Annotated in this window: 22 protein-coding genes; 9 read left to right on the top strand and 13 right to left on the bottom strand. The window is 68.9% G+C overall.

The genetic code is table 11. The features are described from left to right. Positions 1-5: 5 nt before the first annotated feature. The 7 genes from A5680_RS25450 to A5680_RS21735 all read right to left on the bottom strand — a co-directional run bounded on the left by A5680_RS25450 (position 6) and on the right by A5680_RS21735 (position 5,991). A complete protein-coding gene (locus tag A5680_RS25450; RefSeq protein WP_082970450.1) occupies positions 6-443 on the bottom strand; it encodes an SRPBCC family protein in 438 nt (145 codons plus the stop codon). Between the two features lie 63 nt (positions 444-506). Then, positions 507-1,139, bottom strand: coding sequence for a Dabb family protein (locus A5680_RS21760; protein WP_067823044.1), 633 nt, complete (start codon positions 1,137-1,139; stop codon positions 507-509). After that, positions 1,132-1,482, bottom strand: coding sequence for a hypothetical protein (locus tag A5680_RS21755; RefSeq protein WP_055403666.1), 351 nt, complete (start codon positions 1,480-1,482; stop codon positions 1,132-1,134). The genes A5680_RS21760 and A5680_RS21755 overlap by 8 nt, the downstream gene beginning before the upstream one ends. Next, positions 1,479-2,288: an IclR family transcriptional regulator gene (locus A5680_RS21750; RefSeq protein WP_156675200.1), complete on the bottom strand. Its 810-nt coding sequence runs from the start codon at positions 2,286-2,288 to the stop codon at positions 1,479-1,481. Before A5680_RS21750 ends, A5680_RS21755 begins: the two co-directional genes overlap by 4 nt. A gap of 137 nt (positions 2,289-2,425) precedes the next feature. After that, positions 2,426-3,892 carry an FAD-dependent oxidoreductase gene (locus tag A5680_RS21745; protein WP_067823038.1) on the bottom strand — a complete coding sequence of 489 codons (1,467 nt, stop codon included), beginning with the start codon at positions 3,890-3,892 and terminating at the stop codon, positions 2,426-2,428. Continuing rightward, complete coding sequence (bphC, locus tag A5680_RS21740; RefSeq protein WP_067823129.1) at positions 3,889-4,797, bottom strand: biphenyl-2,3-diol 1,2-dioxygenase; 909 nt, start codon at positions 4,795-4,797, stop codon at positions 3,889-3,891. The genes A5680_RS21745 and bphC overlap by 4 nt, the downstream gene beginning before the upstream one ends. A gap of 9 nt (positions 4,798-4,806) precedes the next feature. After that, positions 4,807-5,991: an acyl-CoA dehydrogenase family protein gene (locus A5680_RS21735; RefSeq protein WP_055405611.1), complete on the bottom strand. Its 1,185-nt coding sequence runs from the start codon at positions 5,989-5,991 to the stop codon at positions 4,807-4,809. 204 nt (positions 5,992-6,195) lie between these two features. Here A5680_RS21735 and A5680_RS21730 point away from each other — a divergent pair, with 204 nt between their 5' ends. The 3 genes from A5680_RS21730 to A5680_RS21720 are packed head-to-tail and all read left to right on the top strand — an operon-like array spanning position 6,196 to position 9,196. Next, a complete protein-coding gene (locus tag A5680_RS21730; RefSeq protein WP_231977668.1) occupies positions 6,196-7,806 on the top strand; it encodes an NAD(P)/FAD-dependent oxidoreductase in 1,611 nt (536 codons plus the stop codon). Beyond that, positions 7,803-8,603 carry a mycofactocin-coupled SDR family oxidoreductase gene (locus A5680_RS21725; RefSeq protein WP_067823035.1) on the top strand — a complete coding sequence of 267 codons (801 nt, stop codon included), beginning with the start codon at positions 7,803-7,805 and terminating at the stop codon, positions 8,601-8,603. Before A5680_RS21730 ends, A5680_RS21725 begins: the two co-directional genes overlap by 4 nt. Then, complete coding sequence (locus A5680_RS21720) at positions 8,600-9,196, top strand: PaaI family thioesterase (protein WP_067823032.1); 597 nt, start codon at positions 8,600-8,602, stop codon at positions 9,194-9,196. Before A5680_RS21725 ends, A5680_RS21720 begins: the two co-directional genes overlap by 4 nt. 5 nt (positions 9,197-9,201) lie before the next feature. Here the strand turns inward: A5680_RS21720 and A5680_RS21715 are convergent, their stop codons facing one another. Further along, the gene (locus A5680_RS21715) at positions 9,202-13,626 is read right to left on the bottom strand and encodes a cation-translocating P-type ATPase (protein WP_082970449.1); all 4,425 of its coding nucleotides are present in this window, start codon (positions 13,624-13,626) and stop codon (positions 9,202-9,204) included. A gap of 379 nt (positions 13,627-14,005) precedes the next feature. On the opposite strand from A5680_RS21715, the gene A5680_RS21710 reads away from it, so the two are divergent. After that, entirely contained in the window at positions 14,006-14,488 is a 483-nt protein-coding gene (locus A5680_RS21710; protein WP_067823026.1) for a nuclear transport factor 2 family protein, read from the top strand. 62 nt (positions 14,489-14,550) lie between these two features. Here A5680_RS21710 and A5680_RS21705 read toward each other — a convergent pair whose 3' ends face one another. The 4 genes from A5680_RS21705 to A5680_RS25920 all read right to left on the bottom strand — a co-directional run bounded on the left by A5680_RS21705 (position 14,551) and on the right by A5680_RS25920 (position 17,689). After that, positions 14,551-15,423: an alpha/beta fold hydrolase gene (locus tag A5680_RS21705; protein ID WP_231977667.1), complete on the bottom strand. Its 873-nt coding sequence runs from the start codon at positions 15,421-15,423 to the stop codon at positions 14,551-14,553. 57 nt (positions 15,424-15,480) lie between these two features. Next, positions 15,481-16,869 carry a wax ester/triacylglycerol synthase family O-acyltransferase gene (locus tag A5680_RS21700; RefSeq protein ID WP_067823023.1) on the bottom strand — a complete coding sequence of 463 codons (1,389 nt, stop codon included), beginning with the start codon at positions 16,867-16,869 and terminating at the stop codon, positions 15,481-15,483. Between the two features lie 154 nt (positions 16,870-17,023). Continuing rightward, positions 17,024-17,467: a nuclear transport factor 2 family protein gene (locus tag A5680_RS21695; protein WP_055401582.1), complete on the bottom strand. Its 444-nt coding sequence runs from the start codon at positions 17,465-17,467 to the stop codon at positions 17,024-17,026. A 45-nt stretch (positions 17,468-17,512) separates the two neighbouring features. Then, entirely contained in the window at positions 17,513-17,689 is a 177-nt protein-coding gene (locus A5680_RS25920) for a hypothetical protein (RefSeq protein WP_156349483.1), read from the bottom strand. 177 nt (positions 17,690-17,866) lie between these two features. Here A5680_RS25920 and A5680_RS21690 point away from each other — a divergent pair, with 177 nt between their 5' ends. The 4 genes from A5680_RS21690 (at position 17,867) to A5680_RS21675 (ending at position 22,313) form a co-directional block, all read left to right on the top strand. Then, entirely contained in the window at positions 17,867-18,292 is a 426-nt protein-coding gene (locus tag A5680_RS21690) for a PPOX class F420-dependent oxidoreductase (RefSeq protein ID WP_055401580.1), read from the top strand. A 50-nt stretch (positions 18,293-18,342) separates the two neighbouring features. Next, positions 18,343-20,577, top strand: coding sequence for a molybdopterin-dependent oxidoreductase (locus tag A5680_RS21685; RefSeq protein WP_082970448.1), 2,235 nt, complete (start codon positions 18,343-18,345; stop codon positions 20,575-20,577). A gap of 114 nt (positions 20,578-20,691) precedes the next feature. Beyond that, positions 20,692-21,798, top strand: a complete 1,107-nt coding sequence (locus A5680_RS21680) for a type III polyketide synthase (RefSeq protein ID WP_082459784.1) — start codon at positions 20,692-20,694, stop codon at positions 21,796-21,798. An 11-nt stretch (positions 21,799-21,809) separates the two neighbouring features. Beyond that, positions 21,810-22,313: an isoprenylcysteine carboxyl methyltransferase family protein gene (locus A5680_RS21675; protein ID WP_067823015.1), complete on the top strand. Its 504-nt coding sequence runs from the start codon at positions 21,810-21,812 to the stop codon at positions 22,311-22,313. 4 nt (positions 22,314-22,317) lie between these two features. Here A5680_RS21675 and A5680_RS21670 read toward each other — a convergent pair whose 3' ends face one another. Then, positions 22,318-23,163, bottom strand: coding sequence for an SDR family NAD(P)-dependent oxidoreductase (locus tag A5680_RS21670; protein ID WP_067823012.1), 846 nt, complete (start codon positions 23,161-23,163; stop codon positions 22,318-22,320). A gap of 181 nt (positions 23,164-23,344) precedes the next feature. On the opposite strand from A5680_RS21670, the gene A5680_RS21665 reads away from it, so the two are divergent. Continuing rightward, positions 23,345-24,382: an alpha/beta hydrolase gene (locus A5680_RS21665; RefSeq protein ID WP_067823009.1), complete on the top strand. Its 1,038-nt coding sequence runs from the start codon at positions 23,345-23,347 to the stop codon at positions 24,380-24,382. The last annotated feature ends 175 nt before the right edge of the window (positions 24,383-24,557 follow it).

The following is a 24,557-nucleotide window of genomic DNA, read 5'->3' as shown; positions in this document are numbered from 1 at the left end:
CCGCGTCACACCGGCCGGCGCTCGGCTCCCTCGGCCAGGGCAGCGGCCATTCTGGGCATGCTCATGCGCAGCAGCACCCAAACGAGTGGTCCGGCGAGGGGGATTCGCGAACGAAACGTTGCCCGCCAGACGATGAGCGACCCGCCAGGTTTGTCACGGATGTCGACATCCGCGCGGTGGTCGGCGACCGGGATTCCGGACAAGATGGTGTAGGCGTGGTGGTGCGGGCGGTCGGCCACCAAAACCTTTTCGCGCATGGTCAATCCACTCACCACGACTCGGCGTATGGCGTCTTCCCGTGTACCGGCGCCTCCGGGGTCGTCCCAATCGGCGCTTCGGGTGCCGGGCAACCAATCCGGCCACCGGTCGACGTCGATGAGCAGGTCATAAACGACCTCGGCAGGCGCGGTGCACGGCCTTTCGACGCGACAGGAGAAGCGCACGGGTAGAGACTACGCGAAGCACAACGTCCGGGTGCCGCATGGCCGCACACTCACGGCTTCCGCTTACCTCAAAACCGCAGCAGCACTGAGACAGAAGCTATGGCAAACGCGATCGCGCACGATGACTCCGGGACATTCGGGATCGAACCAATGGTCCACGACCGCCCAGTGGATGGGGTGCGTCAGATACGGGCCCATGAGCCCGTCGACGTCGGTGAAGTGCTGTTCGAACACGTGGGTCCACGCCGATGCGCCGGACGCTTCGTCTACACGGCTGAGCTGCCAATCAGTTATGGTCCGAGTGTATTTCGGCATCAGCCGCAGATCGGCCTCAAAACGGGCGATGGTCGCCCGGTCGGTACCGGGCACCACGCTCAACAACAGGGTGCGATAGACGGACCCCGGAAGAGCCGACCAATCCGTGCTGGCGGGGCGGCCGTGATAGCTCGCGCCGTTGACGCGACCAACCGACGGGTCTCGCAGCAGCTTGCTGAATGTTCCTGCGACAGAGTCCCATTCGCGTGGACCAGTGAACCGCATGTGCAGGAGAATGTCGCCGCCGTTACGCGAACCGGGCAGCGTCGGCTGCACCACCCAGCGCGACGCTTGGGCGTCGCGGGCGGCCGAGCGCAACGCGGTGAGCATCCGGTCGCGTTCGTCCTCGACGACGTCCAACAACCTGGTGACGCTAAACATCGCAAAGCCGGTCCACGTCCTCGGCGGACGCGGCGAACGAGCGGGACCGCTCCTGCACGAGATCGGCTATGCCGCACCACCATTCACCGAGGGCCGGGTCCGTCCTGCCCTTCCACGTCATCTCCCACCACGCCCGCACGTCGGGCAGCGTCCAGGTGATGGTCACGGTGTTGGTTTCGTCATCGAACCAGATCGGCGGGCTGACGAGGACATCGCGCAACGTCATGCCGCGCTCCCGCGCGCCCGGGGCGTACTCGGCGAGGTAGGCGTCGACGAATCGTCGAGCGCACCCGGGTCGGGTGACCACCCGGTCGATCACGAAGACCCGTCCGCCCGCGTTCACGCGTACTGAAGGGCGGGCCGCGTCGCCGGACCCGCGGGACGCAACGGGCGCAGCGGCTGCAGGGTTGGAGCGACGCGCTGCGGACCGCCCTCGACGTTGCGCCAGATGCCCATCGCGGTCATCCGCACCGGGGCCGTCAGTCGCTGGTCGAACATCATGCGGTTCATCGGCCCGCAGACCGACACCGCGGCCACCGCCTCACCGGGCCCGCCGATCGGTGCCGCCACGCAGCCGAAGCCCAGCAGCGACTCCTCGCGCTCGAACGCGACGCCATGGGCCCGCACCCTGGCCAACTCGACGGCCAGCTGGTTGCCGCTGGAGATCGAGTATCGCGTCTTGCGGACCCGCAGATCGAGCTCGGCGTCCTCGTCGCGATAGGCGAGGATCGCCTTGCCGACCGCGGTGCAGTGGGCGGGCTGGCGACCACCCACCCGGGTCGGGATCCTCTGGTCACCGATCTTGTCCAGGTAGACCACGTCCGGGCCGTCCAGCACGGCCAGGTGCACGACAAGGCCGGTGGCGCGGTGCAATTCGCCCAGCAGCGGGCCGGCCGCCCGCACCAGCCGGTCCTGATGCACGGCGAGCGATCCGAGTTCGACCAGGCGCATGCCCAGCTCGTAATCCCGGCCGCTGCGGCGCAGCCAGCGCAGCTGCACCAGGCGTTCGAGCATCCGATGCGCCGACGAGCGGGGCAGGCCGGTGCGCCTGACGATCTGCGCCAGGGTGAGCCGCCCCGGCCCCTCGAAGGCGTCGAGGACCAGCGATATGCGATCGATGACGGCCGTCGGGGTGGCGGGTTCGGCGATGCCTGACATCGATCCTCCAAGTGTGCCTGACCGGTATATTCCTATTAGAAATATATTCCTAGCACACCGGTGTGGCGGTTGTCACGCATCGCGGAAGTCGGCGAGTTTCGGGGCGGCGGCGAAGGATGCGGCTGGGCTCAGCCCTTGGCCGCGGACCGGCCCGCGCGGCGGCCGTAGAAGCTGCCGTCGCCGAGCGAGATGCCGCTGGCGTAACCCCAGGCGGCCAACCCGGCGGTGCAGCGCCCGGCGGCGAAGAGGCCGGGGATGGGTTCCCCACTGACGTGCAGCACCTCGGCGTTCAGCGTGGTGGCCAGCCCGCCCAACGTGAAACCGCCGGTGTTCTCCCGCAAATCGATGGCGCCCACCGGCGAGCCGATCGGCTTGAGCCATTCGGGTTTCTTGTGCAGCAACGGATCCTCGCCCCGCACGGCCCCCTCGTTGTAGGCGGCCACGGTCGCCTGCAGCGAGCCCGGCGCCAGCCCCATGTCGCGCTCCAGGTCGGCGACGGTGTCGGCCACCCAGGTCGCCTGGCGCAGCATGAACTTGGGCGACCACGACGCGTTCGCCTCTTCGTTGGCGTCGTTGTCGATGATGAGGTAGGCGGTGTTGTCCTGGTGGTAGAGCGTGAGTTGCCCGACGCGACCCGGGTAGGTGTCCTCGGCGACGTAGCGCTGGCCGCGGCCGTTGACCAGGATGCCGCGCACCAGTTGCTGGGGATCGATGAAGATCGCGACCTCGGTCGCATCCATGTGCGCCAGGTCGGCGCCCAGCGCCTGCGCCATCCGGATCGCCTGGCCGTCGTGCTGCTCGATCGAGGCGGCCGGGCGGCCGGCGATCCGCGGGGCGTAGCGCGCCACCATCGCGTCGTTGTAGGCGAAGCTGCCCATGGCCAGCACCACCCCGCGCCGCGCCCGAACCGAAATCTCGCCGCCGTACCGGCGGGCTCGGATCCCGACCACCCTGCCGTCGGCCTCGACGACGAGGCGTTGCCCGCGCACGTCGTAGAGCGCGCGTGCGCCGGCCGCCGTGGCGGTTTCGACGAGCGGCTTCATCAGCATGTAGCCCGCGCTCGCTTCACCCTGCTTCTTGTTCGACATCTGCGGGACGTGCCCGCGCGGGGCGGGGGAGGCGATCGTGTTGAACGGGTAGGAGTTTTCCCCGCCGCTGTACATCAGCCCCTGGTCACCCATCGGTTCCCAGCCGGGCTCGGCGAAGAACTCCGCCTTGAACGGCACACCGCAGCCGACCAGCCAGTCGAAGTGCGCGATGCTGCCGGCGCAGTAGTCGGCGATCCGGTCTTCGTCGGCGCCGGGTCCCATCGCGACGTTGAGGAAGGCCGCCATGTTGGCGACGGAATCGTCGAAGCCGCAGGCCTTTTGCAGTCCAGTGCCACCGCCGAGGTAGATGAACCCGCCCGCCATCGCCGCCGCGCCGCCCCAGGATCCGGTGCGTTCCAGGACAAGAACCTCGGCGCCCGAGCGCGCCGCCTCGACCGCCGCCGCGGCGCCGGCCACCCCGTAGCCGGCGATGACGACGTCGGCCTCGTCATCCCACGAGGTGATCGACGCGGCCGGGACCGGCGTGACGTCGGTATCCGGTGTCATAGCCGCATGGCCGCGGGCATTTCGCCGATCCACTGGTGACCCCAGTAGCTGTCGGCGGTGATTTCCTCTGCCGTGTAATAGTTTTCGTCGACTCGCATGCCTTCGGTGCCGAACTCGATGTCCCAGTCGCCGGGCGCGCGAACGTAGAAGGAGATCATCTTGTCGTTGGTGTGCCGCCCGAGCGTGGACGACAACTGGAAGCCTTCGGCGTTGACGCGGTCCAGCGCCTGGCCCACCGCGTCGAGGGCGTCGACCTCGACCATGATGTGCACCAGGCGAGGGTCACGCATGTGTGCGGCCGGCACGATCGCCAGGCTGTGGTGGCGCTCGTTGATCCCGAGGAAGCGAACCCGCACCGGGCCGAACTCCTTCGGCAGCGGCACCCGGAACGCCCCGCGGGAACGGAAGCCGAGGACCTCGGTGTAGAAGTCGAACACGCCGCCCGGATCCATCGCGGGCACGACGACGTGGCCCATCCCCTGATCGCCGGTGACGAACCTCGCGCCGAACGGGGTGATCACCGGGCTGTGATCGAGCACCGCGCCGTGGAAGACCTCGAGCGTGGTGCCCGCCGGGTCCTCGAAGGTGATCACCTCTTCCACCCGGCGGGCCTCGGCCTCGTCGACGGACAGCTGCTTGAACGGCACCCCCGCGCCGTCGAGCGTCGCCTTGACCCGCTGCAGCGCCGGGTGGTCGCGCACCTCCCAGCCGATGGTGAGCACCCGATCGGTCTCACCCGGCACCACGATCAATCGCGCCGCCCGCTCGTCCATCCGCAGGTAGAGCGCCTCGGGGTCGGGGCCCTTACCCTCGGCGAAACCCAGGACGCCGAAGGCGAATTGCCGCCAGCGGTCGATGTCGTTGGTCGAAATGGTGATGTAACCCAGGCTTTTCAGGTCGGTCAACATCTGCTCCTAGATCAAGGCCCGCAGCGGGCCCTCGGGCGGTTCGATGCCCAGCGAACTCAGCGCCGACGCGTGATAGGTGGTGCCCGGCATGTGGATGGCGTGCAGCTGGCCGACGTGCACGTCGCGCCAATACCGTTGCAGCGGCTTGTCCATGCGGGCCGCGTTGCCGCCCGAGCGGGCGAAGATCTCGTCGACCGCCGACACCGCGCGCCACACCGCGCGGATCTGGGTGCGCCGGCCGGCCGCGCGGTCGGCGAACGACACCTCCTTGCCGGCGGCGACCATGTCGTAGATCCGGTCGGCGTTGGCCAGCAGTTCCTGGCGGGCGGCGTTGATATCGGCGGCGGCCTCGCCGATGGCGAACATGACGTAGGGGTCGTCCTTGATCGCGGTTCCGGTGGCGCCGACGCGCTCGCGTTGGTAGTCCAGGTGCGCGGCCAGCGCCCCCTCGGCAATGCCGATGGTGGCCGCCGAGATGCCCAGCGGGAACATCGTCGACCACGGCATCAGATAGAGCGGTTCGGTCATGCCGGCCTCGCGCTGGGCCGTGCCGTCCATCACCTTCGTCGCGTCCATCGTCCGGTACGACGGGACGAAGGCGTCCTTGACGATGACGTCCTTGGATCCGGTTCCCCGCAACCCCACCACATTCCACGAGTCCTCGACGATCTCGTAGTCCTTGCGGGGCAGGATCATGTGCAACATCTGGGGCGGCATGATCGGTATGCCCTTTTCGTCGCCGAGCATCGCGCCGAGGATGATCCAGTCGCAGTGGTCGGTGCCCGAGCTGAACTGCCAGCGGCCGTTGAAGATGTAGCCACCGTCGACGGGTTTGGCCACCCCCTGCGGCGCGTAGGGGGAGGCCATCCAGGTGTCGACGTCGTCGGCCCAGATCTCGGCGGCGACTTTGGGGTCCGCGTACGCCAACTGATAGGGGTGCACGCCGACCACGCCGACGATCCAGCCGGCCGCGGGGTCCAGCGCAGCGGTCGCCATCGTCGTCTCGGCGAATTCGCGGGGGTGCGCCTCGAAGCCTTGGTATTGCTTGGTTTGCAGCAGCCGGATCAGGCCGGCGCCCTTCATCAGCTTGACCGTGTCATCGGTCAGCCGCCCGATCCGCTCGGCCTCGGCGGCCTGGTCGCGCAACTGATCCGCCATCGCCACGACCCGGTCGAGTACCCGTTCGCTCATGTTGGTTCCTTACGTCTGGGGGCTTAGTAATGGTCTACCGCAGTTCGTGCCTCAGCCGAAGCCCTTCCCGATGAGCGGGCGAAAAAGCGGGCGAAATTGACTGCACGACGGGGGCGCCCACGGGCCGGGACTAGGTCACCTCAGTGTCCGGTGACCGGGAATCGGCCCCCGCGGTCGGGGTGGTACGACATAACGTCCCTGCCCGTGAGTAGCGCGGAGCCGGTCGACGTTGTCGTGGTCGGCGCGGGGTTCGCCGGCCTCTACGCCCTGCACAAGCTCCGCAGTCAGGGACTGTCCGTGCGGGTCCTCGAGGCGGCGCCGGAGCTAGGCGGCACCTGGTACTACAACCGCTATCCGGGTGCGCGCTGTGACGTCGAAAGCGTCGATTACTGCTATTCCTTCTCCGATGAATTGCAGCAAGAGTGGAACTGGACCGAGAAGTACGCGACCCAGGCGGAGATCCTCGCGTATCTGAACTGGGTGGCCGACAAACTCGACCTGCGCCGCGACATCACATTTCGCACCCGCGTCGTGTCCTGCGCACTAGACGAAACCACGCTGCGCTGGGTGATCACCACCGACGGCGGCGACGTGCTGTCCGCCAGATTTTGTCTGATGGCGACGGGCCCGCTGTCAGCGGCTTTGACGCCGAACTTCCGCGGCCTCGATTCGTTCGCGGGCGAGATCTACCACACCGCCGCATGGCCGAAGCATGCCGTCGATTTCACCGGAAAGCGGGTCGCCGTCATCGGCACCGGTTCGTCTGGCATTCAATCGATTCCGATCATCGCCGAGCACGCCGAACATCTCTTCGTCTTCCAGCGCACGCCCAACTACAGCGTCCCGGCCGGCAACAAGCCGTTGAGCGAAACCGAGCTCGACGACATCAAGGCGAACTACGCCGAACGACGGCGGCTCTCGTGGCGCAGCGGCGGCGGGTCACCGCACATTACGGCGCCGAAGCCGACGATGGAGTTCACGCCGGAGGAACGTCGGGCGGCGTTCGAGAAGCGTTGGCAGCTGGGCGGTGTGCTGTTCTCGAAGACGTTCCCCGACCAGATGACCGACCTGACCGCCAACGACGAGGCCCGACAGTTCTACGAAGAGAAGGTGCGCGCGGTCATCGACGACCCTGCGCTGGCCGACCTGCTCATTCCCAATGATCACCCGATCGGCACGAAGCGGATCTGCACCGACAGCAACTACTTCAGCACCTTCAACCGGTCGAACGTGTCGCTGATCAGCGTGCGTGACACACCGATCGAATCCGTGGACACCAGCGGGATCGCAACCGCCGGCGCGCACTACGACGTCGACATGATCGTGCTGGCAACCGGTTTCGACGCCCTCACCGGTGCGTTGGCGAAGATCGACATCATCGGACGCGGCGGTCGTCGATTGCGCGACGACTGGGCGCAAGGGCCGCGCACCTACCTGGGGCTGGGCGTCGACGGATTCCCCAACCTGTTTCTGATCTCCGGTCCCGGGGCGCCCGCCGTGCTGGCGAACATGGTGCTGCATGCCGAGGCGCAGGTGAATTGGATAGCCGCGGCGATTGCTTACCTCGATGACCACGGGCTCGCCGCGATCGAAGCGACCCGTGATGCCGTCGACGGCTGGGGAGCCGAATGCGCACGACTCGCCGACGCCACGTTGTTCACCAAGGCGGAGTCCTGGTACATGGGCGCCAACGTGCCCGGAAAGCCAAGGGGATTCATGCTATTCGTCGGCGGCTTCGCCACTTATAACGACATCTGCGCCGAGGTGGCCGGGGCCGGGTACCCGGGCTTCGATTTGGTTGAGGGGCCACGATGACGAGACTGCTTGGCAAGGTGGTGCTGGTGACCGGCGCCGCCAAGGGAACGGGACGGGTGCATTGTCAGCGCTTCGCCGACGAGGGCGCGAATGTGATCGCGCTCGATGCCGCCGCGGCGAGCGGCGAGTTGTTCGACACCGCAAGGGATGTCGAAAGCCGTGGCCGACGCTGCGTGACGGGCGTTGCCGACGTCAGTGACCTGGACGCCGTCACGGGCGCCGTAGCCAATGGCGTCACGGCGCTGGGGCGCCTCGACACCATCATCGCGAATGCCGGAATCCACATAGCGGGCGGCCGAACATGGGAACTCGATCCCCGGGACTGGCATCGCACGCTCGACATCAACCTGACCGGTGTGTGGCACACGGTCAAGGCCGGCGTACCGCACATGGGCGAGGGGGGCTCCATCGTGATCATCAGTTCGACCAATGGTCTTCGCGGGACGCCCAATTCCGCGCATTACACCGCGAGCAAGCACGCGGTGGTCGGGCTGGCGCGCACCCTCGCGAACGAGCTCGGCCCTTCCGGCATCCGGGTCAACACGGTTCATCCGGGGCCGGTCGCGACCCCGATGATTCTCAATGACGGGACGTTTCGACGCTTGCGCCCGGACCTCGAGAACCCGACCGCCGACGATGTCGCGGAAGTCTTCCGGGCGCGCAACCTGCTGCCGGTGCCCTGGGTAGAGCCCGTCGACGTGGCCAATGCGGTGGTGTTTTTGGCCTCCGAGGAGGGCCGCTACATCACGGGCACCCAGCTCGTCGTCGACGCCGGCCTTTCGCAGAAGGCGACATGACCGAAACCGGTGGCAGCGGCGCACCGGCGTATGAACCGCTCGCCCAGTCCGTTCGGCGACTGATCGACGCGACGATCCGCACCGAGGCCGGCGCCGCCGCCGTGGCGTCGGCGAAGGCGCACATTGATTGCGCGGTAGAGCAATTGAGCGAAAGTCTGATGCCGGGCTCGTTCGCCATGCGTGATCGTTCCGACGGACAACCCGTCACCTCCGGCAACGTCATGATCGGCGCGCGGAACCCGCTCGCACCTCCGTTGGTGATTCACCGCGGTGCCGACGGCGCCGTGTGGACGGAAATCACACTGGGCGCCGCTTACGAGGGGCCCCCGGGACACGTCCATGGCGGAGTGTGCGCGATGGTCCTCGACCACATCCTGGGCGCGACCGCGCACGAACCCGGCCGACCGGCCTACACCGGCACGCTCACGCTGCGCTATGTCCGGGGGACGCCGTTGGGTCTGGTGCGGGCCGAAGCGTGGGTCGACCGTGTCGAGGGCGTGAAAACCTTCGCGAAGGGGCAGATCACCGACAGCGAAGGAATCACCGTCGGTGCGGAGGGTGTGTTCATCAAGCCGCGCGGTGACCGTGACTGAGCGGCTCACGGGCGATCGGTGACGGCCTCTGCCGAAATCCGATGCTGATGTTGGTCCACCAATTTCAGCGCGCGCGCGGCCTTCGCGGGAGCCATCAGGATCGCGGTGTGCGGCGCCCGGGATCCGCTGTGCTGCGGGGGTTGTGGGGACTCGGCGGGCTCCTGCGGTTCCGTGTCATCGGTGCGTGGCGATTCTTCGTCCCGACGGCCCGAGCGCAACCGATTCGTGGCGGCGACGGCGAGGACGGCGGCCGTGGCGGTGCCCAGCCCCTGCGCCCAGCCCAACGGGCCGACCGGCGTGCAGCCCAGAAGTTGGCTGATCCCCGGGGTGCTGATCATCGCGGTGAACGCGGCGAAGGAGCCCGCGGCGGTCAGTAGCACCAGGGGCGCGTGCGAATCGACCACGGTCTGGCCCAACTCGACCGCGACCAACGAGATCAACGCGACGGTGGAGGCCCGTTGCGGTAGCCCGGTGACCGACGCCATCAGCCAGGCCGCCGTGGCGGCGGTGGCGGTGAGTGCCCCGCGCGCCGCCACCGTTCGGCGTAGGGCCCGTTCGTCGATGCCGCGCCCGACGCGTTGTACCGGCCCCGCCGGCGTGCTGACGGCGACCGCGGTCGCGGGCAACGCGTCGGTGAGCATGTTGATCAGCAGCAACTGCCGGGTGTTCAGCGGTGAGGTCCCGGTGAGCGCCGTGCCGATGACCGAGAAAACCACCTCCCCGGCGTTGCCGCCGAGCAGACCCGCGACGGCCGCCTGGACCCCGCGCCACAGTCGGCGTCCCTCGTCGATGGCGGCCACCAGCGTCTCGATGCGGCCGTCCGTGAGGACCAGGTCGGCGGTCGTGTGGGCGGAGTCGCTGCCGCGCGCGACGACACCGACGCCGACGCTTGCCGCCCGGATCGCGGCGGCGTCGTTGGCGCCGTCGCCGACCATGGCGCACACCCGCCCGGCGCGCTCCAGCGTCTGGACCACCTGCACCTTGTTCTCCGGCGACATCCGCGCGAAGATCACCCGCTCGGAAACCGCGCGCTGCTGATCCGGGCGCGACAGCGCGTTCCATTCGGACCCGGTGATCACCTGGTCGGCGCTCACCGATACCCCCAGTTCGCCGGCGATCGCGGTGGCGGTCACTGGGTGGTCGCCGGTGATCAGCCGGATCGCCACGCCCCGCTCGGCCAGGTCGGCCAGCAACTGCGGCGCCTGCGGGCGGGGGGTGTCCGAGAGCCCCAGGAATCCGGTCAGCGTCAGCCCCGCGCCGCACAGTTCGGTGATGCGGTCGGGGTCCTTCCGCAACGACCGCGCCTGTTGCGCGCTCAGGCGGCGTTGCGCCACGGCGATCGTCCGCAGCCCCGCGGTCGTCAGGGCCGCCACCGCGTCGTGCACCTGCGGGCCCGCCTCCCGGCACGCCGCCAAGACCACTTCCGGCGCGCCCTTGACGGTCAGCGCAGTGCCCGTCACCGACGCCGAGAACGCCCTGCCGGACCGGAACGGCAGGTGCGCGTCGGCCGCGGGTCGTGGAGCGGACCCCGGCACCGCGTCCGCCGCCTTGACGATGGCCTCGTCGGTGGCGTGCACGTGGGGATTCCCGTCGTCCGCCGGTGCCGCCTGGGCGGCGCACCGCAGGACGTCTTCGCGGGAATGGCCCGCCACCGGGTGCACCTCCGCGACGCGGAGGCGGTTCTCGCTCAGCGTTCCGGTCTTGTCGAAGCAGACCACCTCCACGCGGCCAAGCGCCTCGGCCGCGCGCGGCACCCGCACCAGCGCCCCGCATTCGCCCAGCCGCTGCGCCGACGCGGATTGGGCGAGGGTGGCCATCAGCGGCATGCCCTCGGGGACGGCCGCCACCGCGACAGCGATGGCGCTGCCGAGGGCTTGGCGCAGGCCGCCGGCGCGCAGCAGGCCGAGCGCACCGACCAGGATGCCGCCGCCCGCGCTGAACGGGAATGCGCGGCTCATCAGCCGGCTGAGTTGATGGTGCAGGCCGACGGTCGGCAGCGCGCCGGACGCCAGTTCGGCCGCGCGGCGGCTCTGGGTGTCTGCTCCGACGGCGGTGACCAGCGCGACCGCGGTGCCGGCCACCACGGTGGTGCCGGCGTAGATCATGCAGCGGCGCTCGGCCAGTTCGGCCCCGGGCGTGGCCTCGACCTGCTTCTGGACCGACAAGGATTCACCGGTCAGCGACGATTCGTCGACCTCGAGGTCGTGCGCCTCGATCACCCGGGCGTCGGCGGGCACCACCTCATCGCTGCGCACCTCGATCACGTCGCCGGGCCGCAGCTGTTCGATGACGACCTCTCGGTAGCCGGACCCCTGGGTGAGGACGCGGGCCGGTGGGGTCTGCTGAGCCAGCAGGCGGTTCAGCCGGTTCTCGGCCCGAAGCTGTTGGGCCGTCGACAGCAACGCGTTCCCGGTCAGCACCGTGCCGACCAGCACCGCGTCGGTGGGCGAGCCCAGCACGGCGGTGGCCGCCGAACACAATCCGAGGATCGGCGTCAGCGGGTCACCGGTCAGTTCGGCGACGGCGGCCCGGGCGAATTCCCACGCCGCGCCGCCCCGTCCCGGTTGGGAGCCGGCAGACCGCTCCGAGGGTTCGTGCAGCGCCGCCAGCACGTCGCGGACCCGCTCGACCGACATCGCGTGCCACTCGAACGCCGGGGCCGGCCGCGGCACCTGCGCGTGAATCGTGCCGCGCGCCAACAGGTATCCGGACAGCAGTCCCGCGACGGCCCCCATGGTCACCGGGCCCGGCCCGCGCAGCCGGCGCACCCCGGGCACCATGAACAACGCGCCCAGCGCCGAAGCGCCCACCGAGATCGCGATGCTCTGCTCGCTCGCCCTCCTGGCGGCGGGCATCGCGTGGAGCACCCGCCACGCGGCGGCCAGGTCATCCAGCATCAGGTCCGCGTTCCAGGGCGGCGGGGCGTCGGCGTCCGGCCTGATGCCCAGGGCCACGTCGGCACCCGAAAGCGCTTGCGCGGCAGTCGATGACACCACTGCGACGGTATGCCCGTCGCGTTGCAGCGCGGACACCGCAGCGGCGAGTGCGTCGTCGATGCCGTCGTCACCGACGGGGCGGACGTCATCGAACGCGGGCCGCAGGTCACCGAGCAGGTCGGTGTCGACCGACACCACCCGCGCACCGGAGTCGCGCGCCTGGGTGATCATTGCGGATGCGAGCGGGTGGGGGGCCGGGGCGATGAGCGCCTCGACGACCTCGCCGTCACCCGACGCGGCGACGACGGCGTGCCAGCCCGCGCCCACGCCATGGTCGAGCAATTCCTGCGCGCCGGTCCAGGCGCTGAGCAATTCACCGTCGCGCGCGCCGCGCACGCGCACCACCCGCATCTGCTCGCCACACAGCACGCGCGGATCGATGAGCAGCGCATCCACCGTGTCGAGTCGGCGCAGGCTTTCCGGCCGCAGCGGCAGAACCCCGTGCCGGTCCGCCAACCCCCGTCCGAGCGTGGTCGCGAACGCCTCCTGCGACGTGCGCATCGCCTTGGGCGAAGCCGCCAGCGCCGCATTCGAAGCCATCGTGACGTTTCGGGTGAGGGCACCCGTCAGGCCGATGCCGATCAGCTGTGCCCACGCCACGCGCTTCCCGTGGCGTTCGGCCGGCCCGGCCGGCGCGGGTACCGGGCGTGGCAGGTGCAGCGACTCCGCCTCGTCGGCGTGACGGGCCAGTTCCGGTTCACAGCGGTCCCATGCCCGCGCGGCGGCCCGGCACTCCGCGGCTTTGAAGGCCTGCACCGCCAGGTCGACCGAAAGCTTCGCCGGCGACAGCGTGACCACGTGCGCGGCGGTGGCGAACACCGACAACGCGGTGTCCGTCGCGCCGGGGCCGATCCCCGCCTCGAGCGCACGGCGCAGCCACGGTTGGTGATTCGCGACCGCCGACACCGCCTCGACGGCGATCGGGGCCGCCGGCAACCGAATCGCCCGGCCCGCGACCGCGACCGCGAACCCGGCGGCGTTGACGGCCACCATCGCGCCGCGGGCGGCCAACGGCAGTCCGTCACCGGGCAAGCTGTCCGACCGCGTGGAATCGGCTGCACCATGGTCCTTTTCGGTGTCATCGAGCACCGTGCACAGCTCGTTCAGCGATACCCCGTCGCCGTCGGTCTCGACAACCACCCGCGAAAGCGGGCGATTCAGGACGACGTTCGTGACGCCGGGGTGCGCGCGCAGCGCGTGGAGGACGGCGCGGCCACGCGCCGTCCCGCCCGCGCCGTCGAGGCCACGCACCTCGATCCACACGCGGCCGTCGCCGCGGCCGCACCGCCGGGTCAGCGTGGAGCGGGAGACCTCGCCCGAGAGCACCTGTGCGCCGACCCGGACCGGCAGCGCGACAACATCGAGGCCGGCGATCGCCAGCCTGCCGACCGCGTCGCCGAGTCCCGCGGCGGCGCCGAGTCCCGTGGACACCATCCCCAGGGGTGAAAGCTGCCGCACGCACAACCCCTTTCACGCACATGACGAATGGCTGCTTCGCGGTTTTCCGCGAGGGAGGCCGACGACCGACGCTGGCCGCGACCGCAAACCCGACCAACCTAACCCGGGGTCAAGGGGCCAGCAACTTGAGATGGAGTCGCGTAAATAACATGTAAAAAGTGATCGCGGCTGTTAGGGAGCATCGATCAGATTGTTCGGGCCGCCTGATTCAAAGCTGGAGCAAACCCGAACCAGCCGTTGTGGTTACACCCGCCCCGGATTGCGGCCGTTAGCCCCTGATGCTCATGCCGTCCGTCCTAACGTGTGGGGGATTAGTAGTAATCCGCTGCCGCGATCCCGGCGATGAGGAGCAACCATGAGCGACATCGACGACCTGAAGGCGCGGCTGCGGCGGCTCGAGGACGAGCGCGACATCGAGCGGCTGATCGCCTCGTACGGGCCGGCCGTCGACGCCGCGGATCCCGAGGCCGCCGCCGGGCTGTGGGCGAGCGACGGCAGCTACGACGTCGACGGCTGGCGGATGCAAGGCAGGGCGGACGTGCACGCCATGGTCAACTCGTCGGCGCACCGGAACCTGGTGGCCAAGGGGTGCTGTCACTTCCTCGGGCCGTGCGTCGTCACGGTCACCGGGGACTCGGCGGTGGCGGTGTGTGAATCCCTGGTGCTGGTTCGTGACGGCAACGGGTATCGCGTGTGGCGTTGCACCGCAAATCATTTCGTGCTGCGCCGGATCGACGGCCGGTGGCACATCGGTGCGCGCACCAGCCGGATTTTGGACGGCAAACCCGAAGCCCACGCGCTGCTGACCGCGGGCCTGGCGGGGCTGGCCGAGGCTTGATGGCCGCTAACCCTGATGGCGGCGACCCGCTTCGCCCGGCTCCGCCGCGCTCGCGATCGCCGCTAGCCCTGATGGCCGCGCGACAGGAACGCCAGCACGGTGCTCTCGAACGCCTCCTTGGCCTCGATCATCGACCAGTGGCCGGAGTTGGGGAAGATGTGCAACTCCGCATTCGGGATGGTCCGCATCGGGATGAGCGCCATGTCCGGCGGGCTCACCCGGTCGTCGCGTCCCCAGGTCAGCAGGGTGGGCGCGGTGAGCTTGTGCATGACGGCCCACGGCTGCGGGCGGTCGGAAGCGGCCATCGCGGCGTTGATCGCGGCGAACGCCGCCTTGCCGTACATCCGGCGCGCGGCGGCCAGCGTGTCCGGGTCGGTGGCCAGCTCCCAACGTTCCTCGACCAGCTCCTCGGTGATCAGCGCCTGGTCGTAGACCATCGACTTGAGCCAGTCGACCAGCCGCTGCCGGGTGGGGTCCTCGACGAACTCCTGCAGTAGCCGGATGCCCTCGCTGGGGCTCGGGCTGAAGATGTTGGTCCCGATACCGCCGATGGTCACCAACCGGTCCACGCGATCCGGGCTGTGGGTGGCGAAATTGATGCCGACACCGCCGCCCATCGAGTTGCCGACGATGTGCACCCGCCGCACATCCAGCGCGTCCAGGAAGGGCGACACCGTGCCGAACGCGGTGACCATCGGGTGGCCGCCGAAGTCGTCGCTGACGCCGAACCCGGGGAACTCCAGGATCAGGCAGCGGAAGCGCTCGGCGAAGGCGGGCAGGACGCCGCGGAAGTTGCGCCACCCGGTGACGCCGGGGCCGGAGCCGTGCAGGAAGAGCAGCACCGGACGGGACTCGCCGCCGGTGTCGTAATAGCGCAAAGCGCCCTTCGGCGTGCTGATTTCGCGCAGCTCGGGCTGTTCAACGGGGTTCGCCACGCATGTCACCTTGCCATGCCGTAGCGGCATCGCCGGACGCGGTTCCGCTCACCGGGCCTAATCGTGGCTGGGCTCGCTGCAGTTCAGTAGCTCTTTGAGCGCCGCCGGAAACGCGTCGGCGAGCTCCCACAGGTCGGCAACCAGGTCGGGGCAGGAGTTCAGGCCGATGCCGAGCCGGCCACCCAGCGACATGACCGTGATGTTCAGCGCGGCGGGCGCGATGAGCGGGCCCAGCGGGTACATGGCGTCGACGCGGCAACCCGTGAAGTAGAGCTGTTCCTGCGGTCCCGGCACGTTGGACAGCACCAGGTTGTGCGGCGGGTATTGGGATAGGGCTGAGCGAGGCAGCAGCCGGCGCGCGGCGCCGAACATGGTCTGCCCGACCACCTGCGTCCAGTCCTGCAGCAGGCTGGGTCCCATGGCGGCGGCGTGGTCCTTGGCCGCGGCGTTCCCGTCGGCGATTCTGCTCAGCCGCTCGGCGGGATCGTCAAGGTGGGTTTCGAGCCGGCACAGCATCCAGCTGGTCTGGTTGCGGCCCGGCCGGCCTGACCTGCCCCGCACCGACACCGGCACGCTGGCGACCATCGGTCGGTCCGGTAGCTCGCCCCGGTCCGACAGGAACTGGCGCAGCGCCCCGGCGCACAGGGCCGTCACGACGTCGTTGACGGTGACGCCGAACCTGTTCTTGACCGTTTTGACGTCGTCGAGGTCCAGGTTGGCGAAGGCGACGTTGCGCCGCCGGCTGAACGGGCCGTTGAACGCCGTCGACGGCCCCGCGAACGGGGCGGCCATGGTCTGGCCCCCGCCACGAGCACGCAGAATCGTCTGCGCCAGCGTCAGCGCCGTCGTGGGCACCACCTTGGCCAGGCGCCATGGCCGCAGCCCGGCACCGATCAGCCCGGAGGCCGCGATCTGCAGGGGACTCGCCCCGCCGGCGCGGGTGGCGGGCTCCGGGGCGGGGGCGTCCGGGGCGGTGCTGCACAGCTTGGCCAACAGGTTGGCCCCGCCCACCCCGTCGACCACCGCGTGGTGGACCTTGAGGACGACGGACAGCGCTTCGCCGCCGTGCATGCCCTCGATCACCCACATCTCCCACAGCGGGCGATCGCGATCGAGTGGCAGCCCGGCGATGTGCCCGCAGATCTCGGCTAACTCCCTGGAGCCGCCCGGCGCGGGCAGCGAGACGCGGTGCAGATGGCGCGCGAGGTCGAATCGATCGTCGTCCACCCAGACCGGATGGTCGAAGTTCAGTTGGTTGTCGGCCAGCTTGAGCCGGAATTCGGGCACCGCGTCCAGCCGCTCAGACAGCGCGTCGCGAAACCGGTGGAACGTGTAGCCGCCCGGCATGTCACCGGGATCCAGCTCCATCACGCAGCAAACGTTCAATGGCTGCGTCGGCGATTCCAGGTATAGAAAGAACGCGTCTAACCCACTGAGTCGTTGCATTTCCGCTCGTCTCTTTTGCGCGGCCGTGACCGCTGGTCAGATGACCTGTGGTCAGCCCCGGTCCACGCGGGCGAACGCGATCAGGACCGACCGCAATCTCTAGATGTGATGACTGTCTGTAGCCGTTGTGCGGTCTCGGGCAAACATCGAAAAGTCAGCGATTCGCCGGGCCCCGGGCCATCGCCGAGTTGGGGGCCGCCCAGTCGGTGGACACCTTGCGGTGCTTGATCAGCCAGCTGTCGCCGTCGGGCACCAGGGTGTCGCGGTAGCGACCGAAATGGTCGAGCCCGACATGGGTGACCACGGTGAAATACGACGACACGTGCGCAGTGTCGCGGGTCAGGCCGGTGAACAGCACGTTGGTGAGGTTGTGCCGGACGACCGGCTTGGCATCGGGTTGCCCGGCGACGTCGACGCGGCCGAGGAACGACGCGATCGCCGATCGCCCGCGCAGCGGCTCCATGCCGCGGATTTCCAGGACGCCCTCCGCGCAGAACGTGTCGGCGAGACCGCCCGGGTCGCCGGCGTCACCGGCCCAGTTGTATCGGGCGAGGGTGTCGCGGATAAGTTCCCGCGCGACCAATTCCCAGATCTCCACAGTGATTACTCCTCGCGCGCAGCCTAATACGCGAAAGGGCGATCGCTACTTCACGATGTGGGGCCGGAAACCGATCGGGGCCGCCGGTGTCACGCCGTTGAGGTCGAAGACGGCGATCAGGGCCCGCAGCAGGGCAGGGGACCAGTCCTCGAAGGGCTGGGCGTCGAGGCGACTGAGGACCTCGTCGCGCAGATAATCGATGCCCGACGGCAGGTCGCTCATCGCGCATCCCGATCGCGCCAGGGACCCGGTTCGGTGATCAACGAGCCAGCTCCCTTCGGCGAAAGTTCCCGCCTCGACGCTAATTGCCGCGCGTCGCCGGTGTACAGCCAACTGGCCAAACTCAAATGTGTCTGCCACGCGCGGGAATGAATCCCGGTCCGAAGTCGTACAACAGGCATGGAACTCAACGCCGCCGCCCGCGACCTCATCGGCAAGGGCGCCGATGCCACGCTGGTCACCCTCAACCCCGACGGCAGCCCACAGGTCAGCCTGGTCTGGGTGGCGCTGCGGTCGACGCCGGAGGGCGACGAGCTCGTCACCGCACACCTGGCCGCGCACAAGAAGGTTCGCAACGTCCGTCGTGACCCCCGGGTGGCCGTCACCATCGTGTCGCTGGACGGGTCCGGCGCCGGGATGCGGCCATACCTTTCGATCGCCGGGACGGCGCGAATCGTCGAGGGCGGCGCGCCGGAGCTTCTCGCCGAGCTCAACCCGATCCTGGGCGACCCGAACACGAAGTTTCCGCCGGACGGCGCTCCGCCGGGATTTTTGACCCGCATCCGCATCGACAAGGTCGGCGGCATCGGCCCCTGGGCGGCCTGACACCCGATCTGCCACTTCCGCGACGACCGGTAGCGGAATACAGTGGGTGGGTGACGACGGGCGAAGACGGCAGGCACCTGCGCACCTGCCCCCTGTGTGAAGCCATGTGCGGCTTGGAGATTCACGTCGACGGCGGCAGGGTCACCGGCATCCGCGGCAATCGCGACGACGTGTGGAGCCGCGGGCACATCTGCCCGAAGGGCGTCTCACTCGCGGCGCTGCACGACGACCCGGACCGCATCCGCCGGCCCATGATCAAGGTCGACGGGCAATGGCGCGAAGTGGGCTGGGACGCCGCGTTTCGGCGCTGCACCGAATTGCTGACGCCGGTGATCGCCGAGTACGGCATCGGCGCGGTCACCGCCTACACCGGCAACCCGCTCGCGCACTCGTTTTCACTGGCCCGGTATGCGGGCGTCCTGATGGGCATGTCGGGAATGCCGGTCACGTATTCGCCGGGCACGGTCGACCAATGGCCGAAGAACCTGTCGTCACACCTGATGTACGGCCTCTGGTGGAACTTCCCGGTGCCCGACATCGAACGCACCGACCTGATGGTCATCATGGGCGCGAACCCCGCCGCGTCGCAGGGCTCACTGCTGGCCGCGCCCGACGTGATGGGCCTGATCGATCGAATCCGCAAGCGCGGCAAGGTGATCGTGATCGACCCGGTGCGCACGCAGACCGCGGCCCGCGCCGACGAATGGCTGCCCATCGTGCCCGGGACCGACGCCGCGCTGCTACTGGCGTTGGCGCACACGCTGTTCGACGAAAACCTGATCAATCCGGGACCACACGTCGACGGTGTCGACACGATGCGCCGGGTCGCCGCGGACTGGCCGCCGGAACGGGTGAGCGCGGTCACCGGTATCGGTGTGGACCGCATCCGGGACTTGGCACGCGAGCTCGCCGGCACCGAGAGATCGGTGGTGTACGGGCGAATTGGCTTGTGCAACCAGGAGTTCGGCAGCCTGGCCAGCTGGATGGTGGACGTCATCAACATCCTGACCGGTCATTTCGACGTGCCCGGGGGAGCGATGTTTCCCCGGCCGGCGGCCTGGTCGATCACCACGCAGCCGCTGCCCGGGCTGGAGGGCGGCCGCGCGGAATTCGGGCGATGGCACACCCGGGTGCGCGGGGCCAAGGAGGTGCTCGGGCAGGCGCCCGTGTCATGCATGGCCGAAGAGATCGCCACCCCGGGAGAAGGGCAGCTCAAGGCGCTGATCACGGTCGCCGGCAACCCGGTGTTGTCCACCCCCGGCGGCGACAAGCTCGACGAGGTGCTGCCGATGCTGGAAGCGATGATCTCCGTTGACCTTTGGCTCAACGAGACGACGCGGCACGCCGACGTGATCCTGCCCGGGCTGTCGCCGCTCGAGCAGCCGCACCACGACGATCTGATCCTGCTCTTCGCGATCCGCAGCATCGCGAACTATTCGGCGCCGGTGTTCGACCCGGGGGATCGCCCGCACGAGTGGGAGATCCTGATCCGGTTGACCGGCCTGTGCACCGGCACGCCGGCCGAAGACGTCGACGTCGCCGCGATCGACGACGGCTTCTTCGATTACCTGGCCTTCACGCGGGGACTCGACGGGGCCGAGATCCGCAAGCTCTACGCGCACGGCGGCCCCGAGCGGATGCTGGACCTCACGCTGCGAACCGGCCCGTTCGGTGACCAGTACGGCAAGAACCCCGGCGGGCTGACGTTGGACCTGCTCAAGGCCAACCCCAACGGCATCGACTTCGGGCCGATGGTGCCGCAGCTGCCCGACATTCTGGACACGCCCGACAAGAAGATCCGGCTCGCCCCGCAGTACCTGCTCGACGACCTGCCCCGGCTGGCCGCCCGGCTGGAGCGACCGGCCGAACCGCTCGTCCTGGTGAGCCGCAGGCATCTGCGCTCCAACAACACCTGGTTGCACAACGTGCCCGCCCTGATGAAGGGAAAGGAGCGGTGCACGTTGCTGATTCACCCCGACGACGCGGCCCGCTGCGGCGTCGCGGACAACGACGTCGTCACGGTGAAGTCCGAGGCCGGCGAAATCAAAGTGCCCGTCGAGGTTACCGACGCGATCAAGCCCGGCGTGGTGTCGATGCCCCACGGCTGGGGACACGGCAAGCCGGGCACCCGGATGGCCGTGGCAAACGGCTCGCCGGGCGCCAACACGAATGTGCTTTCCCCGCCGACGTTTATCGACGAGCCGTCCGGCAACGGCGCACTGAACGGCATACCGGTCACGATCATCGACGACCAAGCCCGGTTCCGTCCCGCGCAAACAACCTGAGCCGCTTAGATGTTTCCCCCGCCGCATCGTTAACGGCGTGCACCGCACTGTGGTTCATCTCACCCGGAGCGCCTCCGGCTGAACCATCGAAGCGAGCCCGTCGTCGGCATAGGCATGACTGCAACAACGCATTTGAGATCCGAGGGCCGACCCGCTCGACGACGGCGCGCGGGGGCGCACGTCGCCGGAACCGCGGTGGCCTTCACCCAGCACCGCTACAACCAAGACGAAGTGGCGCGCGAGCTCACCGAATTCACCGATCCGCGGTTCCTGCGCTTCGCGCAGACGACGGGGGTCGACCAGCGCAGCCTCGCGCTGCCGCTGTCGCGGTACCCGCGGTTGAGCGGATTCACCGAAGCCAACGACGCCTATCTCGAGGTCGCCGTGGACCTCGGCGAGCGGGCGATACGCTCGGCGCTGACCGAGGCCGGCATCGACCCGCACGAGGTGGACACGATTGTGATGGTCTCGAGCACCGGCATCGCGGTGCCGACCATCGACGCGCGACTGATGACACGGATCGGCCTGCGGCCCAACGTCAAACGCGTTCCGCTGTTCGGCCTGGGCTGCGTGGCGGGCGCCGCAGGCATGGCGCGCGTGCACGACTACCTGCAGGGCCACCCCGAGGACGTGGCCGTGCTGCTGTCGGTCGAGTTGTGTTCGCTCACCCTGCAACGCGACGACACCTCGATCCCCGCCCTCATCGGTGTGTCCTTGTTCGGCGACGGCGCCGCCGCCGTGGTCGCCACGGGCGCAGAACGAATTCCGCTGCGCCGCAACGACCGGTCCGCCCCGCGGCTGCTCGCGACCAGGAGTCGCGTGGTTCCCGAGACGGTTGACGTGATGGGGTGGAACGTCGGCTCCAGCGGCTTTCAGCTTGTGATGTCGCGCGACGTGCCGAAAATGGCCGACACCTACCTCCGCGAAGAGGTCGACGGGTTCCTGGCGGACCACGGCCTGTCCCTGGCCGACATCTCGGCCTGGGTGTGTCACCCCGGCGGCCCGAAGGTGCTCGACTCGATCGAGGACGCGCTGGGGCTGCCGCCCGCCGCCCTGCGCCACAGCCGGGACTCGATGCGGGACAACGGCAACATCTCCTCGGCGTCCGTGCTCGACGTGCTGCGCCGGACCGGCAACCAGCCACCTGCGGCGGGGTCTTTCGGGGTCATGCTGGCGATGGGGCCGGGCTTCAGCTTCGAACTGTTGTTGCTGCAGTGGTGACGGGGGAAACCATGTATTACTGCCTGTTCATCCTGGCCATCGCCGCCGAGCGCGTGGTCGAGCTGGCCGTCGCGCAACGCAACACCAAATGGTCACTGGCGCAGGGCGGCAAGGAATTCGGCCGCGACCATTACCCGGCGATGGTCGGCATGCACGCCCTGCTGCTGGTCTCGTGTCTGGTCGAGACTTTCGCGCTGGCGCGGCCGTTCGTCCCGTGGCTGGGTTGGCCGATGCTCACGGTGGTGGCGCTCAGCACGGTGGTGCGCTGGCGCTGCGTGCGCATTCTCGGAAAGCGTTGGAACCCTAGGCTGATCGTGCTCCCGGGAGCACCGCTGGTTCGCGACGGGTTGTATCGATGGGTGCGCCACCCGAATTACGCGGCGGTCACGGCGGAGGTGGCCGCGCTGCCGCTGGTCCACTCGGCGTGGCTGACGGCCATCGCGTTCAGCGTTGCAAACGCGGCGGTGTTGCGCGTGCGGATCCGCGCTGAGAACGCCGCCTTGGGTTATGCGTGAGCGCTCACGGCGCGATGGGGCGATTCGTCCACTCGCGGTCCGGGCGGCGCGTCGAGCGGAACCAGCCGCCCGCCGCGGCGGTACCGCCGTCGGTCGGGACGGTGTGGCCGGTGACGAAGGCCGACAAATCCGAGGCCAGAAACAGGATCACACGCGCCTGGTCCTCCGGCACGCCCATCCGGCCGACCGGAACCCACTGCGGCCACTGGGCCCGCTCGTCGGCCGACAACCATCGCGAGTAGGGCACTTGAAGGGATTCGGTGACGTCGGGCGCGATCGCATTGACCCGCACCCCGCGGCCACCGACCTGCACCGCGAGGCTGCGGGTGAACTGGATGACCGCGGCCTTGAACGCGGCGTAGACGGGGTCTTCCGGGTAGCCGCGCAGGCCCTCGACCGACGACACGTTGACGATCGCACCGGCCCGCCGGGCCACCATCGCGGGCAGGAAGGCGTGGGTGACCAGGAAGACATGATGCAGGTTGATCCGGTAGAGCTCGTCCCAGAGACCGGGATCGGTGTCGGCGAAATTCCCCGGGTGCCGCAGCCAGTGGCCCACGTTGTTGACCAGCACGTCCACCCTGCCGTAGCGATCGAGCACCGATCGCGCCAGGTCGTCGACCGCGGCCGCGAGCCGCACATCGGCAACCACCGCGACGGCCGAACCCCCCGCGTCGGCGATGTCGTCCACGACGCCGGCGGCGAGCCCGCCGTCGATGTCGACGATGACCACGTGGGCGCCCTGCCGGGCGAACAGTCGCGCGGTGGCGGCGCCGATGCCGCCGCCGCCCCCCGTCACCACCGCCACCCGATCATCCAGCAGCGCGTCAGGGCGCGTTTCGTCGTTCATCGCTCATATCTTGGGCCACCGCGAACCGATCGCGAACCCCGGGACGGCAAACAGCCGGAATACCGTCCTATACCCACCCTTAACCGGCGGTAAACCGTGATGTAGCCAACATTCGCGCCGTCTTCACCCGCAGTTTTTCCTGGCCGCCGGTGGGTATTCCGTCCGCACTTAGGAGGATTGCATGGTTAGCACCACCGATCCACGTCGCTTATTGCCAAGTGGCGCAATGAAGCGGCGAGTCCACCACCGCCACAGCCCGCAATCGGTAGCGGTCTCGCTGGCCAGCCGGTTGATCGTGAAGAACACCATCCGTGCGTGGGCCTTTACGCCGAACCTGCACTGGCCGTTCGAATATGTGGACGGCTTCGCGGGATTGATGCCGCGGTTTGGCATTTCGGCGCAGATCGAGCCGGTGCGGCTGGAAAACTGTGCCGCCGAGTGGGTTTGCGCGCCAGGCGCCTCGACCGATCGGGCGATCCTCTACCTGCACGGCGGGGCCTTCCTCACCTGCGGCCTCAACACGCACCGCTCGGTGGTCACCCGATTGTCGAAGGCCGCCGATGCCGCGGTGCTCACCGTCGGATACCGAAAGCTGCCCACCCATCAGATAACCGACGCGATCGACGACGGCATGGACGGGCTGCGCTGGCTGGAGGAACGCGGCTTCACCGGCGACCGGATCGTTGTCGCCGGCGACTCGGCCGGCGGATATCTCGCCTTCATGACCACGCTGCTGGCCATCAACAGCGAGTTCATGAGGCCCGCCGGGATCGCCACGATCTCACCGTTCACCGATGCCGACCCGGCACGAAAGCTCAAGCACCCCAACGCGCGCAAGTGCTCCATGTTCACCCGCGGCGCGTTGTCCATGTTCGCCCGATACCTCAGCCAGGCGCAGGTCCTCGAGGGACGGGGCGATTCGGCCGTGGCATCGCCGGTGGACGCCGAGCTGTCCGCGCTGCCGCCGGTCACCATCCACGCCAGCTCCGACGAGTTGCTGCTTCCCGACGCCGAACTGATGGCAAAGCGCTTGGAAGCCAGCGGAATCCCGTGCGATCTGCATCTCTGGGACAGGCAGATTCACGACTTCCCGTTGGCCGCGGACATCCTGCCGGAGGGCAGGCGGGCCATTCGCTACATCGGTGACTTCGTCAAGGACGTCACCGCGGCGGCCTCGCCGTGGCGCCACCACCTGCATGCCACCGCCGCGGCGGGCTAACACAGTCGTCGTAATCGGCTGCACCACAACCCATCTGATGATCGGCCAGCGCCCGCACCCGGTTCTACGCTGTTCGCTCCGGCCCGGCGCCGGGCCCTCGAGAGGGACCCCGCCCTGCGGATCGCCGGGTGGGGCGTCGCCGACGGAAACGTCGCCGGAAAGGCCATCGTCGCGC

The sequence above is a fragment of the Mycobacterium sp. E2989 genome (assembly GCF_001667595.1).
GTDB lineage: Bacteria > Actinomycetota > Actinomycetes > Mycobacteriales > Mycobacteriaceae > Mycobacterium.
Note: the sequence above shows the minus strand (reverse complement) of the source record. Positions and strands in the feature narration are given on the sequence as shown.

What these genes read in the sequence shown, in the direction of transcription:
- A5680_RS21760 (WP_067823044.1), bottom strand. Translation starts at nt 1,139, where the DNA reads ATGTTTAGCGTCACCAGGTTGTTGGACGTCGTCGAGGACGAACGCGAC.
- A5680_RS21745 (WP_067823038.1), bottom strand. Translation starts at nt 3,892, where the DNA reads ATGACACCGGATACCGACGTCACGCCGGTCCCGGCCGCGTCGATCACC.
- A5680_RS21735 (WP_055405611.1), bottom strand. Translation starts at nt 5,991, where the DNA reads ATGAGCGAACGGGTACTCGACCGGGTCGTGGCGATGGCGGATCAGTTG.
- A5680_RS21725 (WP_067823035.1), top strand. Translation starts at nt 7,803, where the DNA reads ATGACGAGACTGCTTGGCAAGGTGGTGCTGGTGACCGGCGCCGCCAAG.
- A5680_RS21720 (WP_067823032.1), top strand. Translation starts at nt 8,600, where the DNA reads ATGACCGAAACCGGTGGCAGCGGCGCACCGGCGTATGAACCGCTCGCC.
- A5680_RS21715 (WP_082970449.1), bottom strand. Translation starts at nt 13,626, where the DNA reads ATGGTGTCCACGGGACTCGGCGCCGCCGCGGGACTCGGCGACGCGGTC.
- A5680_RS21710 (WP_067823026.1), top strand. Translation starts at nt 14,006, where the DNA reads ATGAGCGACATCGACGACCTGAAGGCGCGGCTGCGGCGGCTCGAGGAC.
- A5680_RS21700 (WP_067823023.1), bottom strand. Translation starts at nt 16,869, where the DNA reads ATGCAACGACTCAGTGGGTTAGACGCGTTCTTTCTATACCTGGAATCG.
- A5680_RS25920 (WP_156349483.1), bottom strand. Translation starts at nt 17,689, where the DNA reads ATGAGCGACCTGCCGTCGGGCATCGATTATCTGCGCGACGAGGTCCTC.
- A5680_RS21690 (WP_055401580.1), top strand. Translation starts at nt 17,867, where the DNA reads ATGGAACTCAACGCCGCCGCCCGCGACCTCATCGGCAAGGGCGCCGAT.
- A5680_RS21680 (WP_082459784.1), top strand. Translation starts at nt 20,692, where the DNA reads ATGACTGCAACAACGCATTTGAGATCCGAGGGCCGACCCGCTCGACGA.
- A5680_RS21675 (WP_067823015.1), top strand. Translation starts at nt 21,810, where the DNA reads ATGTATTACTGCCTGTTCATCCTGGCCATCGCCGCCGAGCGCGTGGTC.
- A5680_RS21670 (WP_067823012.1), bottom strand. Translation starts at nt 23,163, where the DNA reads ATGAACGACGAAACGCGCCCTGACGCGCTGCTGGATGATCGGGTGGCG.
- A5680_RS21665 (WP_067823009.1), top strand. Translation starts at nt 23,345, where the DNA reads ATGGTTAGCACCACCGATCCACGTCGCTTATTGCCAAGTGGCGCAATG.